The 14,459-nt window shown below is 36.8% G+C and carries 12 protein-coding genes and 1 pseudogene; 5 read left to right on the top strand and 8 right to left on the bottom strand.

Translation table 11 applies throughout. The features are described 5' to 3' along the window. Positions 1-161 precede the first annotated feature (161 nt). The 4 genes from pheA to J0N78_RS09435 form a co-directional block, all read right to left on the bottom strand. The gene (gene pheA, locus J0N78_RS09450) at positions 162-1,049 is read right to left on the bottom strand and encodes a prephenate dehydratase (RefSeq protein ID WP_209122810.1); all 888 of its coding nucleotides are present in this window, start codon (positions 1,047-1,049) and stop codon (positions 162-164) included. 22 nt (positions 1,050-1,071) lie between these two features. Then, positions 1,072-1,521, bottom strand: a complete 450-nt coding sequence (locus J0N78_RS09445) for an ACT domain-containing protein (protein WP_209122809.1) — start codon at positions 1,519-1,521, stop codon at positions 1,072-1,074. Positions 1,522-1,734: 213 nt separating this feature from the next. Then, on the bottom strand, positions 1,735-3,018 hold the full coding sequence (gene obgE, locus J0N78_RS09440) for a GTPase ObgE (RefSeq protein ID WP_209122808.1): 1,284 nt from the start codon (positions 3,016-3,018) through the stop codon (positions 1,735-1,737). Positions 3,019-3,035: 17 nt separating this feature from the next. Then, the gene (locus J0N78_RS09435) at positions 3,036-3,569 is read right to left on the bottom strand and encodes a Spo0B C-terminal domain-containing protein (protein ID WP_209122807.1); all 534 of its coding nucleotides are present in this window, start codon (positions 3,567-3,569) and stop codon (positions 3,036-3,038) included. A 329-nt stretch (positions 3,570-3,898) separates the two neighbouring features. Here J0N78_RS09435 and J0N78_RS09430 point away from each other — a divergent pair, with 329 nt between their 5' ends. From J0N78_RS09430 to J0N78_RS09415, 4 genes are all read left to right on the top strand, one after another. Next, positions 3,899-4,168 carry a hypothetical protein gene (locus J0N78_RS09430; RefSeq protein WP_209122806.1) on the top strand — a complete coding sequence of 90 codons (270 nt, stop codon included), beginning with the start codon at positions 3,899-3,901 and terminating at the stop codon, positions 4,166-4,168. A gap of 307 nt (positions 4,169-4,475) precedes the next feature. Then, positions 4,476-5,321 (top strand): ABC transporter ATP-binding protein, encoded by an 846-nt coding sequence (locus tag J0N78_RS09425; RefSeq protein WP_209122805.1) that lies wholly within the window; start codon positions 4,476-4,478, stop codon positions 5,319-5,321. After that, positions 5,254-6,027, top strand: coding sequence for an ABC transporter permease (locus J0N78_RS09420; protein ID WP_209122804.1), 774 nt, complete (start codon positions 5,254-5,256; stop codon positions 6,025-6,027). Before J0N78_RS09425 ends, J0N78_RS09420 begins: the two co-directional genes overlap by 68 nt. Before the next feature lie 56 nt (positions 6,028-6,083). Further along, a complete protein-coding gene (locus J0N78_RS09415; RefSeq protein ID WP_209122803.1) occupies positions 6,084-7,091 on the top strand; it encodes an aliphatic sulfonate ABC transporter substrate-binding protein in 1,008 nt (335 codons plus the stop codon). Positions 7,092-7,405: 314 nt separating this feature from the next. Here J0N78_RS09415 and hemY read toward each other — a convergent pair. The 4 genes and pseudogenes from hemY to J0N78_RS09395 form a co-directional block, all read right to left on the bottom strand. Beyond that, positions 7,406-8,829 (bottom strand): annotated as a pseudogene (gene hemY / locus J0N78_RS09410) (protoporphyrinogen oxidase). After that, a complete protein-coding gene (hemH, locus tag J0N78_RS09405; RefSeq protein ID WP_209122802.1) occupies positions 8,829-9,770 on the bottom strand; it encodes a ferrochelatase in 942 nt (313 codons plus the stop codon). Before hemH ends, hemY begins: the two are co-directional and overlap by 1 nt. Before the next feature lie 24 nt (positions 9,771-9,794). After that, positions 9,795-10,832, bottom strand: coding sequence for a uroporphyrinogen decarboxylase (gene hemE / locus J0N78_RS09400; protein WP_209122801.1), 1,038 nt, complete (start codon positions 10,830-10,832; stop codon positions 9,795-9,797). A gap of 231 nt (positions 10,833-11,063) precedes the next feature. Beyond that, a complete protein-coding gene (locus tag J0N78_RS09395) occupies positions 11,064-13,211 on the bottom strand; it encodes a transglycosylase domain-containing protein (protein ID WP_209122800.1) in 2,148 nt (715 codons plus the stop codon). Positions 13,212-13,606: 395 nt separating this feature from the next. Here J0N78_RS09395 and J0N78_RS09390 point away from each other — a divergent pair, with 395 nt between their 5' ends. Then, positions 13,607-14,323: a cytochrome c biogenesis CcdA family protein gene (locus J0N78_RS09390; protein WP_209122799.1), complete on the top strand. Its 717-nt coding sequence runs from the start codon at positions 13,607-13,609 to the stop codon at positions 14,321-14,323. The last annotated feature ends 136 nt before the right edge of the window (positions 14,324-14,459 follow it).

Below are 14,459 nucleotides of genomic sequence, written 5' to 3'. Positions count from 1 at the left end.
GCTTGGCTCTTCACGCTATGCGTGAAGATTTTGAAAATAAAATAGCCTTAAATTAACAGAAGTATTAAGCTTTGACGACCGTATTTGCATCTATAGCCTACGGTCGTCAAATAACTTCATCCTGTAACATATACTTAATTTCAGTTTTCCTTCTTACTGCATTAAATTGGTCTCTTGACTGCTTCTTCTTTTTCTTTCCTAGAAGTAATTGTAAAACACGGATAACTACCTAATACTCGAACTCCACAGCCCAATGCTTCTAGTTCAGCAATTACACCTGGAATTAATATCTCATCCATCTTTTGCTCAACATCAATGACAAAGAAATAGTTACCTAGCCCTGTTTTCATTGGACGTGATTCAATTTTAGACAGGTTAAGCTTTCTCCATGAAAATGCACTTAAAACTTGGTGTAATGCTCCTGAATAATCAGAAGGTAGTGTTACCATTAACGTCGTTTTATGGCCTATATTATGTGGCGTAATGATATCCTCCTGTTTTCTAGATAAAACAACAAAACGTGTTCGATTATTTTCGTAATCATGGATGTTCTTTTCAATTATCGATAGATTGTACGTTTTCGCTGCTAGTTCATTACCAATCGCTGCTGCTTTAAGGTTTGGATTTTCCATAATAAACTTTGCTGCAGCACTTGTTGAATTTGTATAATTTAATTCACTATCCGGTAATGCCATTCTTAAAAATTCATGACATTGAGCGATTGCATGTGGATGAGAATATATTGTATTAACAGATTTCCAATCATCTATATGTCTTGGATGAATAAGTAAATGTTGTTCAACAGGTACGACGACTTCCCCAACGATTGGTAGTTGATGTTTATGAATAATATAATCTAATGTTAAATTTACTGAGCCTTCAATTGCATTTTCTAATGGAACAACTGCGGCATCCACATCTCCTTTAGAAACACCATCCATGCATGCTGGAATAGTTGCAAATTCTTTTCGTTTTAGTTCTGGAAAAATTGACATTGTAGCCATTTCTGTGAATGTTCCAGCTGGTCCTAAAAATCCAATCGTTTTCACTTTAGTACACCGTTCCTTTCTGTTAAGAGCCTGATCCAACAATTTCAACTTTTACAACAGTTTCTAGTTCACGAATATATTCAATAAGCTTACTTACTTCTATTTTCATAGAAACTGTATCTAAAGATAATGTAATATTAGCTTTTCCTTTCAATGGGATCGTTTGGTTAATCGTTAATACATTACACCCCGAAGCTGCCACAATGGAAAGTAGTTGGGATAAAGTTCCTGAACGATCCTCTAAATTAATGGATAAGGTGATAATCTTCTCTTTAACCATTTTATGAAAAGGGTATATTCCGTCGCGATATTTATAGAATGCACTTCGGCTTAAGCCAACTTCTTTCACAGCTTCATTAATTTTTTTCACTTTACCTGATTCTAATAACTCTTTCGCTTCCAATGTTTTTTGCATCGCCTCAGTTAACATATCTTCACGAACGAGGTAAAATTGTTCAATCCCTTTGGACATCGTACCACCACCCATTCCATCTAAAGCTATTATATCATTATAAATTTGTTAGAACTTTTTGACAATGGTAATTTCCCCATTATCCTTTTCAGCTTTTTTTATAATAACAGACATTCTAAAAAATAAAAGTTTTTCTCATCAAGGAAAGACTTTTTAACTACGCTTTAACAACTTAAAAAGCCGCCTTGCACCAGGCAGCTTTCTTATAATAGCTTATTCAACAAACTCAAATTCGTACTCCAATAAACGAACAATATCCCCGTCTTTTGCACCACGCTTACGTAATGCATCATCTACTCCCATTCCACGTAACTGCCTTGCAAAACGACGAACCGACTCGTCCCGTGAAAAGTCAGTCATTTTGAATAATTTTTCTATATCGGCGCCTGAAATAACATACGAACCATCATCCGCTCGTGTAATAATAAATGGATCTTCTTTCTTTTCATGTCGATACAATACTCTCGTTTGGTCAGGTACTTCCTCATATAGTGGAAACTCAGGCGTATTGTCCACTTTGTCTGCAATCGCTAAGAGAAGCTCCCTCACACCTTGCCTTGTAAAAGCTGATATTGGAAAAATCGGAAGATCTTCTTGTAGCTGTTCTTTAAATTTCTCGAGGTTTTCTTCTGCATCTGGCATGTCCATTTTATTGGCAACAATTATTTGCGGTCGTTCCAACAGACGCATGTTGTACTGTTTTAATTCATCATTAATTTTCAAGAAATCTTCATAAGGATCACGACCTTCAAGCGCAGACATATCAACAATATGTACAATGACTTTCGTACGTTCAATATGTCTTAAAAATTGATGACCTAATCCCACCCCAGAATGAGCTCCTTCAATTAATCCTGGTAGGTCTGCCATTACAAAACTCCTACCATCTTCAGTTTCGACAACACCTAAGTTTGGAGTGAGGGTTGTAAAATGGTAATCAGCAATTTTAGGCTTTGCAGCAGAAACAACAGATAAAAGTGTAGACTTACCTACACTAGGAAATCCAACTAAACCGACATCAGCTAGAACTTTTAATTCTAACGTTACATACCTTTCTATACCTGGTTCTCCATTTTCGGCAATTTCTGGTGCTGGATTGGATGGCGTTGCAAACCGAGTATTTCCTCGTCCTCCGCGACCACCTTTAGCAATGACTGCCCGTTGACCATGTTGCGTTAAATCCGCGATCACTTCCTTCGTGTCATCATCCACGACTGTTGTACCTGGAGGAACTTTGATTACATAATCGTCAGCATTTTTCCCATGTTGATTTTTAGGACGCCCATGCTCTCCTCTAGGTGCTTTAAAGTGCTTTTGATACCGAAAATCCATAAGCGTTCGTAATCCCTCTTCGACTTCAAAAACAACGTCTGCTCCTTTTCCGCCATCCCCACCAGCTGGACCACCATCTGGAACATATTTTTCACGGCGGTAGGCAACCATACCATTACCTCCGTCGCCACCTTTAACATAAACCTTAACCTTATCTACAAACATCTTGTTCTCACCTCTAATTATTTCAACGTTACAACAAAAAACAATTCATTAACTGAAACTTGTTCTTCAGTAATAAAAAATAGCTCTGATGATCGGGACTGCAACCAAGAATTAATTAATGAAATTTCTTTGAACTGTCCTTGATAATCAAACATTAATTTTGTTTCATCTACTAATAGTTGAAATGTAATCAATAAGTGATTTTCTGTACCTTCATCGCAGCATTGATCAAGAAGTTGCATGAACTGAGAATACCATTCATGCAATTCCTGCTCATAATGACTTAAATCTTTTGCGTCACCAATAACTTCTATTTCTAGTTTATACCCATGGTTTTCCCAATTAAAAGTTAATAAATCCGCAACAATCACTGGTATGTTTAAATTGGATAGCTTACTTTCATTTTGAGACTGCTGTATGACAGATTGAATAATCTCTTCGACTCGTTCAGGACGATTCAAGGCAAGGTTTCCTTTGATCAATTGGATTACATTTAACCAATCATGCCGAGAATGACGTAAAATATTAATTATTTCATTTGGTTTTGTCATGCCTGTACTCCACCTTATCATTACTATGCTCTAAACAGTATAGCAAAAATTCACGTATGTTTCTTTTTATTTGCAAAAGATACCAAGAATTAAGTCCATTAATAAATATATGTACATATAAAATGAAAGTGAAGTTGAAATTATACATGTAAAAATCACTAAAACGTTTTTAATAATTGGCTCATATTGTCCCCTCCAGTTTTATTATACAGAAATTTCTAATTATTTGAAATAATAACCTAGGATATAAGCCTTAATAAATTAATAACTAAAATAATCTTTTCTAACTAATCCATACTAATAAAAAAGAGCATAAGGAGGACTAAAAAATGCCCCAACCACAAAACGAAATCATCCATCAGTCAATTCTCGCCATGCAAAAGGCTTTACAAGCAATACAAGTTAAGGCTGAAAACCCACAATTAATGATTGACGCTGAAATCAAATTAAAAGAACTAATGAAACAACTTAAAGAGGAAGAAAATTCAGCTATTCCTCAAGTCCAACAACAAATACAACAAACCGAACAACAAATTGAAGCCATGTTATATGAATTAAACCACCAATTACATCAACAACAAAGGCTTTGGTTTAAATAATTAATATATAAGTAAGTCTAACTCCGGATTTATCGGTCTAACCCCAATTATATCAGTCTAATTCCAGTTATATCGGTCCAACTCTCATTTTTTCGGTCTTATTCCTCGTTAGATAGCCATTCTCAAGGTGGACTATTCGATATCCAAAGACCGACATGTTAGGTCTCGTCCTTACCAAAAACAATGTTCTAAATAAGTATTGACAGACAAAAATTAAAGTCATATACTAACAACATGATTAAAGCCGACTAAAAAGATATGATTTATCACGAATTACAAAATAAGTCAGTTGAAGGAGGTCTGTGCAATGGCTGAAGTCCAAATTAAAAATGTGGCCAAGACATTCCATAACAAAGAAGATAAAACAGCTTACACAGTCTTTGAAAATATTAACCTTGAATTAAAATCGGGAGAATTTGTATCATTGCTCGGTCCTTCCGGATGCGGTAAGTCTACATTATTAAATATTGTTGCAGGACTAGATCAAGCGACAAATGGGACTGTTGAAATTAGCAACAAAGTCATTACAAATCCTGGACCTGACCGTGGGGTTGTTTTTCAGGAAGCAGCACTAATGCCTTGGTTAACGGTGCTTGAAAACGTCATGTTTGCATTAAAAAAGAAAATGAATAAAGAAGAAGCTACACAAAAAGCGATCGAATATCTTAAACTCGTGCACTTAAGTAAATTTGTTAATTCCTATCCTCATGAACTTTCTGGGGGAATGAAACAGCGTGTTTCTATTGCACGTGCTTTAGCGATGGACCCGAAAATTCTATTAATGGATGAACCTTTTGGGGCTTTAGATGAGCAAACAAGATCAATGCTACACAAAGAAGTTCAGTATATTTGGGAAGAAACAAAAAAAACGATCCTCTTTGTAACACATAATATTCGAGAAGCTATCCTTTTATCAGATCGTATCGTCTTAATGGGTGTTAGACCCGGCGGTATTATTAAAACATTTGACGTAAATATACCTAGGCCTAGAAAGCAAGCGAGTCCTGAATTTTTGAAACTTGAAGAAGAAATTATGGGGCATCTAGCTGGTGAAATCGAAAAAGTCATGAGGGAGGAGATGGGAGATGACTACAATAGTAAGAAGGCTGCTCTTCTTTATGGTACTAATCGCAATCTGGGAGATCACATATAGATTAAACCTCAGTTATCAATTCTTCTCTGTAATGATGTTCCCATCACCAGGTGGAACGTTAACACAGTTATATCGAGGCTTCTTTGAAACAGGAATTTTATTTCATGCGTTAATAACTAGTATTCAACGAATTGCTATAGGTTTTTCAATTGCTTTAGTCATTGGTACTGCTATTGGAATTCTTTTAGCCCGATCAAAGGTTGCAGACGAAACATTGGGGTCTCTTGTAATTGCCCTTCAATCTGTGCCAAGTATTGTTTGGTTACCAATTGCACTAATGTTTTTTGCCGGTAGTGATTTCGCTATTATCTTTATCGTATTATTAGGTGGAACGTGGGCAATGACATTAAACGTAAGAATGGGAATTAAAAATGTTCAGCCGCTCCTTATCCGAGCTGCACGAACGATGGGATACAATCGATCCGAACTCGTATGGAAAGTTATGATCCCAGCTTCTATACCATCTGCTTTAACTGGCGCTAGACTTGCATGGGCTTTCGGATGGCGAGCATTAATGGCCGGGGAACTACTTGGTACAGGCGGATTAGGACGTACACTTCTTAACGCAAAAGATATGTTCAATATGGACTTAGTTATCGCAATCATGGTCATTATTTCATTAATTGGTTTAATAGTAGAATATTTAATTTTTAATAGAGTCGAAAAACGAGTTTTAACTCGCTTTGGTTTATCAAAAAACACATAAGAAAAGCGGATATCACTTTCTTATAATTAAAGAAAATAGTTCTAGGGGGAAACAAAATGAAAAAAATATTAAAAGCATTTGCAGGTATTGCCTTGGTTGGAATGCTCACAGCTTGTGGAACTGGCAACACTTCAGGTGACGGCTCTTCTGCAGATAGTGTATCAATCGGATATTTTCCAAACCTTGATCACGCTGCAGGTATAGTTGGGAAGGAAAAAGGCTTTTTCCAGGATGAACTAGGGGATGTAGAAGCAAATTTCAGAGACTTCCCTAATGGAAATGATTTTATTGATGCATTAGACGCTGGAACTTTAGACATCGGATACGTTGGACCAGGTCCTGCAATTAACTACTTTTTACGTGGTGGGGATGTGGTCGTTATAAGTGCAGCAGCTAATGGAGCCACTTTAATTGTTGCTCGCGATGATGCAGGTATTGAAGAACTTACTGACTTTGATGGGAAATCATTCTGTACACCTGGTAATGGTTGTACTCATAACGTTCAGTTAGAAATTATGCTACAGGATCTTGGCCTTGAATCTAACCGCTTAGGTGGTACTGTTGAGCATCAATCACGTGTTGCTCCTGCAAACATGGTTGCTATGTTTGAACAAGGGCAAATTGATGCTGCTGCAGCTCCAGAGCCTTGGGGAACGTACCTTGTTGAAGAATTAGGTGCAAAAGTTGTTGCTGAGTGGGACGAAGTATTTTTAGGTGAAACTCTACCAAGTGTAGTTCTAGTAACTTCTAAACGTTTCCTAGAAGAACAGCCTGAAATCGTAGAGTCTGTATTAAAAGGACACATCCAATCGGTTGAATATACTCATGAAAATACTGAAGATACGTTAAAGACAATTAATGATGCTCTTTATAATTTAACACAGCAACGTTTACCTGAAAGTGTTCTTGAAAGTGCTTGGCAACGTATGGTAGTTACAACTAATACATTCCCAGAAGCACTACAAGCTTGGGCCGATGCTTCTTACCAATTAAGCTTTATTGAAGAAGAGCCTGATCTAACAGGCTTTGTCGATACTTCAAAACTTGAAGAACTTTTAAAATAAGAAAAGCGGAAGCGCCCGTATACCGACGTACGGACTGGAGCCCCACCGTATGAGATAAAGGAAACACGGCGAGAGGTATCGAGCCGATGTTGACTTCTCGTAAGGAGGGGAAGCGAAGTCTCGCTAGTTGGTGGGCGCTTCCGCTAGACATTCTCGAAATTTCTACATGCTTATCTAATAAAAAAATGAGTGAGGCTGCCTTTACTTTAATGGCAGCCTCTTTTACTAGTGTTCTTGAAATAAAAGAAGTGGGTGACATAATAAATAGCCTCTCTAATAAACGTTTTTGAACGCTATTAGAGAGGCCTTATATTTTAAATCATTTCAAGGACTTTCTTCACGACAGCTTCACCTTGGTCAATACAATCTGGGAGACCTAAGCCCTCGTATGCTGCCCCAGCTACGTGTATTCCAGGTAAATTGTTGGCTAAATTCGATTGAAACTTCTCAATTCTTTGCTGATGACCAACAATATATTGTGGCATCGCTTTGTTCCACCGTTTAATACTTTGATACTCTGGATGTTCATCGATATTCATGATCTTTTTTAAATCCTTTCTGACTGCTGAAAGGATCACCTCATCCGACTCACTTACAATTTCATCATCGCCAAAACGACCGACATAACAGCGGAGAAGGGCATAACCATCAGGAGCCGAGTGCTTCCACTTTTTATGTGTCCATGTACAAGCTGTAATCGAATAGCCACTTTTCTTAGTAACTACGAATCCTGTTCCACCAAGTTCACCTTTAATACTTGATAGTGGAAATGCCATAGCAACAGTAGCTACAGAAGTAGATGGGATTTCTTTTAATGGAGCGATCGTCTGATGATATTCATTTAATAACTTTGCCGTCACTTCATGTGGAGTCGTTAAGATTACATGGTCAAACAGCTCAACATTGCCACTCGTAAAAGTAAGCTTGTATTGCTCTCTACTTTTTCTACTCGCTCGATACCTGTCTCCTTTTTAACAGCGTCTTCATCTAAATGGTTTTCAATCCCTTCCACTAACGATTGTAAACCACCTTTAAACGATAAAAACATTCCTTTAGACTTAGTTGTTTGTTTTGTCTTTGCAGGTTTTGTCGGCTTGGGCATCGCTTTACTCATTCCTAAAATAAGACTACGATACTTTTGCTCCACTTGATGAAATTGTGGGAAAGTCGCCAATAAGCTTAAGCGATCAATGTCCCCTGCATATATACCAGATAACAGCGGTTCAATTAAATTTTCAACAACTTCATCTCCTAACCGCTTTCTAAAAAACTGTCCTAGAGATTGATCTTCATTTGATGAACTCGTTTTAGGGATAAACAAATCGCCTGCTGCACGAAGTTTTCCTAATGGTGTAAACAACTTTGTCGTCGCAAATGGTGCTACCTTTGTTGGGATTCCCATAATTGCACCACCTGGAATAGGATACAGTTCATCCCCCTTTAAAACGAATGATTGTCCTGAATCATTATAAACCAGTTCTTTTTCTAACCCTACTTCCTTCGCTAATCTTGCTGCGCTTTGTTTTCGAGCAAGAAAGGAATCTGGACCACGTTCAATAACAAATCCGTTTGAATAATCGGTTTGAATTTTCCCGCCTAACTGTTGATTAGACTCAAACAATTGATATTCTAAGTTTAAGCCTTTACTCATCACTTCTTTCTGAAGGTAATAGGCCACCGTTAAACCCGTTATTCCCCCTCCAATAATAGCCACTCTTTTTTTCTGTTCATTTACCACTAAATGTCACGTACTTTCTCTTTAAGTTTTTCCGTCACAACTTTGGCTAAACAGCTAATAAATTCTGGCTTTGCATTAGGCATTTCTGGTCGGTAATAATTGACACCTAATTCATCAGTTACTATTTTACATTCAATATCATTGTCATAAAGAACTTCAAGATGATCTGCAACAAAGCCAACAGGACAAAATACAAACGATTGATAATTCGACTTTTCATAAAGATCACGCGTTAAATCTTGAACATCTGGTCCTAACCATGGCTCTGGAGTATTTCCTTCGCTTTGCCACCCAATTGTATAATTTTTAATATTAGCAGCTGCTGCAATAAGATCTGCTGTTTCTTGCAGTTGGTCTGGATATGGGTCACCAGATTGAAGAATTTTCTCAGGTAAACTATGTGCTGAAAAAATCACAATAGCTGCCTCTTTATTTTCTATGTTCATCATTGTTTGCTTAATTTGTGTCGCCCAATACTCAACAAAAAGCGGCTCAGCATACCAGCTATCAATACTATAAATTGCTGGCCCAGAAACTTTTTCTGACTCTTCTTGAGCTCGACCATTATAAGATTTCACACTAAATGTTGAATAATGTGGGGCTAAGACAATACTAATCGCTTCTTCAATTCCATCTTCTTTCATTTGTCCGACTGCATCTTCAATGAAAGGGTCAATATGTTTTAACCCTAAATACGCCTTAAATTCAAGATGATCAAAACGTTTATTCATCTCATCTTCTAGTCCTTTTGCTTGTGCTTCTGTAATTTTAGCTAACGGACTAATTCCACCAATCGCTTCATAGCGTGAAGTTAATTCCTCTAGTGCTTCTTCAGATGGCTTTCTGCCTCGACGAATATGTGTATAGTATGGTTCAACCTCTTCAAGACTACGAGGGGTGCCATATGCCATCACAAGAAGTCCTATTTTTCGTTTAGACATCCTTTAACAGCCCCATTCTCCTAATTATTTAGTACTGCTATATTCATGTATAAATGCAGTGAGTTTTCTTAATGTGTCAGGATTTACTTCAGGAAAAACCCCGTGTCCAAGGTTAAAGATATGTCCTGGTGCATGATCCATTCCTTGATCAAGTATACTCTTTGCCTTCTCTTCAATTGCTTCCCAAGGAGACAAAAGGATCGCAGGGTCTAAATTTCCTTGAACAGGTTTATCTATACCTTTATTACGTGCTTCTGTTATTGAAAGCCTCCAATCTAAGCCAACAACATCTAATGGGAGATCATTCCACTCATTCACTAGGTGACTCGCCCCAACACCAAACATAATCAGTGGAACACCTTCCCCTTTTAGCTCAGCAAAAATTCTTGTCATCACAGGCTTTACAAATAATCGATAATCTTGAACATTTAAAGTTCCAACCCAAGAATCAAAAATTTGAATTGCTTGAGCCCCTGCTTTAATTTGTGACTTCACATATGTAATCGTCATTTCTCCAAGCTTTTCCATCAAAAGATGCCACGCTTTTGGTTCGGCATACATAAATGCTTTTGTTTTATTATAGTTTTTAGAAGGCCCACCCTCAATCATATAACTCGCTAAGGTAAACGGAGCTCCTCCAAAACTAATAAGTGGAACATTTAGTTGTTCCCTTAGGATTTTAATGGTATCCAAAACATAAGGAACATCTTCTTCAGGTTGGATCGTCCCTAGCTTTTCTACATCTTCTTTTGATTTGATCGGGTTATCAATGACCGGACCAATCCCTGATTTAATCTCAACGTCAACACCTATTGCTGGTAATGGCGTCATAATATCTTTATAGAGAATCGCTGCATCATTATTATATTGGTCAACCGGAAGCTTCGTTACATAAGCACAAAGCTCAGGTTGATGTGTGATATCAAACAATGAGTACTTTTCTTTTAATTTACGATATTCTGGTTGTGAACGGCCAGCTTGTCTCATATACCAAACTGGTGTATAATCTGTTTTTTCTCCTCTACAGGCTCTTAAAAAATTATCATTAAATTGTGTAGTCATTCCTGCACACCTTTCTGATTCCTAATCAATCGATACGAAGTTTATTGTAAATCATTCTATGGTAAAAATCATTTTTTGTCCTCTTTTACTATAAATCCCACAAATTACAATGTATATACTCCTAAACAAACTGTCAAAAAATTGATGAATATCTAGGACTTATTGACAAAATATAATAAAAAAGTGTCAGCCGTATTTATATACAGCCTAACACTTTTTTATTTGAGAATACTAAAATCCAAATGGACCAGAAACTTCCGACACATTTGAAGCAGGGCCTTCTCTATCTGTTAAATAATCATAAGGAACGACAAAATACTCATGTAATCGGAATACATTAATACTTCTTATAAAATATTCACCACTTCCATCAACAGAGCCAATCTTTTTGGCACCATGTTCATTAGTAACCTCGTAAATATGATAACGAGTTCGTTCATCATCAGAAGGTGTCCACGTTAATTTTACACTTAATAATCGTTTTCCTCCAAAAACTAAAGAAGCACTGAGGTCTGAAACTTTATCAAGTTGAATAGGAGGTTCTAGATCATTGACTGCCATCGATCTGATAAAACTAGTGCTTTTAAGGTCGTTCGGTAAATCGTTCAAAATTTCTTTAAATAATGCTGTAGGATAACTACTTCCACCTTCTAAATATGATGTTTCGGTCGTCCTATCAAATCCCATCCAAATGGTGCCTACGACATTTGGTGTATAGCCAGCAAACCATGCATCCCTCACGCCTCCACTTACCCCTTTAAATGAGGTTGTTCCCGTTTTCCCAGCTAACGGTTCATTCGTAAAACCATTCGTACCGGTACCCTCTTTAACTACTAACTCGAGCATTCTCGTTACGTACCAAGCCGTTTGCTCTGAAAAGACTTTATGTTCCTTTACTTCTGAAGCGCCAATGAGCTGACCATTTCGATCATACATTTCTTTTATAAAATAGTGATCAGAATATTTTCCATGATTAGCAAGCGTCCGGTAAGCATTCGTTAATTGTAGCGGAGAAAAACCTTCTGTCATACCACCTAATGCAATTGCTAGTCCATTATCTTCTGTACTTAAGCCAAGCTGTTCTAAATAGGCCTTCCCTCGTTCTATTCCTAATTCATTTAATAACCATACAGCAGGTGCATTCATTGAATACGTTAGTGCATCAACTAATGGTACTTCGCCTTTATAATCATTCGTAAAATTTTTCGGTTCATACCCATCATAGTCTACTATTTCATCGTTCAACATCGAATATGGATGATATTGTCCAGTTTCAAGTGCTGGGGCGAAAACAGCTAAAGGCTTAATAGTTGAACCTGGCTGACGCTTCGCATTGACTCGATTAATCCCTTTACTCACATACTCTCTTCCTCCCTGAGCTGCAAGTATCCCACCTGTTTGAACATCCATTAGAACGATCGCACTTTCGACATTTGGATTCTTACTTGGAAAATGTTTATTTTGTTGAAACTTCTCATACACACTTTTTTGAAGATCGGCATGCATCGGTACAACAATCGTATAGCCACCTGTTAAAAGTTCTTCGTTCGAAATTTGATATTTCTGTTCTGCTTCGTCTAGCACCATATCAATGTAAGTCAAATACTCCTCTTTTTTATTCACATTATTTCGTAGAACAGAAATTGTTTTACCCTGTAACCTAACAGCTTCTTCTGGTGATAAATATCCCCTTCGTTCCATCATACTTAAAACTAAATCCCTTCTTTGTTTGCTTCGTTCAGGATAAGTAATTGGGGAATACGCATTTGGTGCTTTTGGAAGGGCTGCTAATAATGCACCTTCTTCAATGGTTAACTCTTCTACATCTTTATCAAAATAAAGCTTAGCTGCTGCTTGAATACCGTACGCACCATGACCAAAATATATACGGTTTAAATAAAACTCTAAGATTTCTGATTTACTATATTTCCGTTCTAAGTTCATCGCAATCAGAACTTCTTTTGTCTTTCTCAAAAATGTTTTCTCATGACTTAGAAAAGTGTTTTTTGCGAGCTGCTGAGTAATCGTACTTCCACCTTCTACCTTAGATCCTGTTAATATATCACGATACAAAGCTCTAGTAATGGCACGAAAGTCAATTCCTTGGTGATCATAAAACCTAGAATCTTCAATCGCTATAAACGCTTCCTCAACATGTTCTGGTACTTGTTGTATCGAAACAATTTCTCTATTTTCAATAAATAACTTCGTTAACAACTTTCCTCCTTCATCTACTAATGATGATGAACTGTGCATCACTAATTTTTTATCATCGACGACATAATTGCCTGCTAATATGATTGTTAAATACATTAAAAAGCCCAAGCCTATAGCTAAAAATACTATTGCGCCACTTAAAAACAAATGTTTTTTCGTCATTCGCATCACCTTTGTCGAATCCTAATACGTACCATTATAATATAGTTTCAAACGTAAAAAAAACTGTCTAAGCTCTTTTTACACTTAGACAGTTAATTAATTGACTAAACCATGGCAATCTTTGTTTTAACTTCCTTTATTGTAAACACTCTAAATGTCGTACATAACGAGCATGAGAACGGTTTTACTCTCGGACTTAAGACGGACCACTTTTCTGACCAATTTCACAAATCCTACACATTTACGAAATATCATTATATTGTAAGGACGTTTCGTTTTTTTCATTTGAGGAAAATCAGTTATAATGACGGTATTACTTGAATACTCGTCTTCATAGAGTATTTAATGGTGAGAGTAAATCCTCTTATAGCGGAATCTTTAATCGAGGTGAAAATATGTCAGAAATCACAATATGGTTAGCCTTCTTTGCAGGAGTTATTTCATTTTTATCTCCTTGTATTTTCCCATTAGTTCCAGCTTATTTAGCGCAATTAACAGGAACGTCAGTGAGTGAAAATCAAATCCAAGCCGACCGGTCACTCATCCTTTCAAGAAGTATTGGATTTATTTTAGGCTTTACTATCATATTTGTTATGCTTGGGGCTTCTTCAACATTTGTCGGACGTATATTCCTTGAAAATCAGCAATTAATTCAACAAATCGGCGGTATTATTATTGTTGTTTTCGGCTTACAAATGGCTGGTATTATTTCCATTTCCATGTTATTAAGTGAGAAGCGTTTAAAGGGGACTCCAAAAAAATCAACAAGCTTTGCTAACTCAGTCTTCTTCGGTTTATTCTTTGGCGCCGGCTGGTCACCATGTATCGGTCTTGTCCTTTCATCGATTCTTCTTTTAGCGATGGAATCAGAAACAATGGTTAAAGGAATGTTTATGCTTTTTATTTATTCAATGGGTTTAGGTGTACCATTTATCGTTGTTGCATTATTATGGTCTCGTTCTTTACACAAGCTGAGAAAACTCAACCGAATACTTCCTAGAATTCAAAAAGTAAGCGGATATATTATGATCATTCTCGGAATATTATTATTTACTGGGAAATTTGCAGCAATTGCAGCATACTTCTCCCGTTTCCAAATATTCAACCTTTAACTATTTAAAAACATTAGCAGAATCTTGTTTAGCTCCGACTAGCAAATACTTGGCTTTGTGTAAAAAACCTGTAGGTTAAAGCTTTGCTTTTCCTTTAGGTTTTTTCGTTTTTTAAGTGGAAGACAACTGCCCTGTT

Source organism: Alkalihalobacillus sp. BA299, assembly GCF_017745675.1.
In the GTDB taxonomy this organism is placed as follows: Bacteria; Bacillota; Bacilli; order Bacillales; family Bacillaceae_F; genus Alkalihalobacterium.
The sequence above is the reverse complement of the archived record's forward strand: the minus strand, read 5'-3'. Positions and strand labels throughout refer to the sequence as shown.

Bases quoted from the DNA above. Each gene is read 5' to 3' on its own strand.
- J0N78_RS09445 (WP_209122809.1), bottom strand. From the start codon at position 1,521: ATGTCCAAAGGGATTGAACAATTTTACCTCGTTCGTGAAGATATGTTA.
- obgE (WP_209122808.1), bottom strand. From the start codon at position 3,018: ATGTTTGTAGATAAGGTTAAGGTTTATGTTAAAGGTGGCGACGGAGGT.
- J0N78_RS09435 (WP_209122807.1), bottom strand. From the start codon at position 3,569: ATGACAAAACCAAATGAAATAATTAATATTTTACGTCATTCTCGGCAT.
- J0N78_RS09430 (WP_209122806.1), top strand. From the start codon at position 3,899: ATGCCCCAACCACAAAACGAAATCATCCATCAGTCAATTCTCGCCATG.
- J0N78_RS09425 (WP_209122805.1), top strand. From the start codon at position 4,476: ATGGCTGAAGTCCAAATTAAAAATGTGGCCAAGACATTCCATAACAAA.
- J0N78_RS09420 (WP_209122804.1), top strand. From the start codon at position 5,254: ATGACTACAATAGTAAGAAGGCTGCTCTTCTTTATGGTACTAATCGCA.
- J0N78_RS09415 (WP_209122803.1), top strand. From the start codon at position 6,084: ATGAAAAAAATATTAAAAGCATTTGCAGGTATTGCCTTGGTTGGAATG.
- hemH (WP_209122802.1), bottom strand. From the start codon at position 9,770: ATGTCTAAACGAAAAATAGGACTTCTTGTGATGGCATATGGCACCCCT.
- hemE (WP_209122801.1), bottom strand. From the start codon at position 10,832: ATGACTACACAATTTAATGATAATTTTTTAAGAGCCTGTAGAGGAGAA.
- J0N78_RS09395 (WP_209122800.1), bottom strand. From the start codon at position 13,211: ATGACGAAAAAACATTTGTTTTTAAGTGGCGCAATAGTATTTTTAGCT.
- J0N78_RS09390 (WP_209122799.1), top strand. From the start codon at position 13,607: ATGTCAGAAATCACAATATGGTTAGCCTTCTTTGCAGGAGTTATTTCA.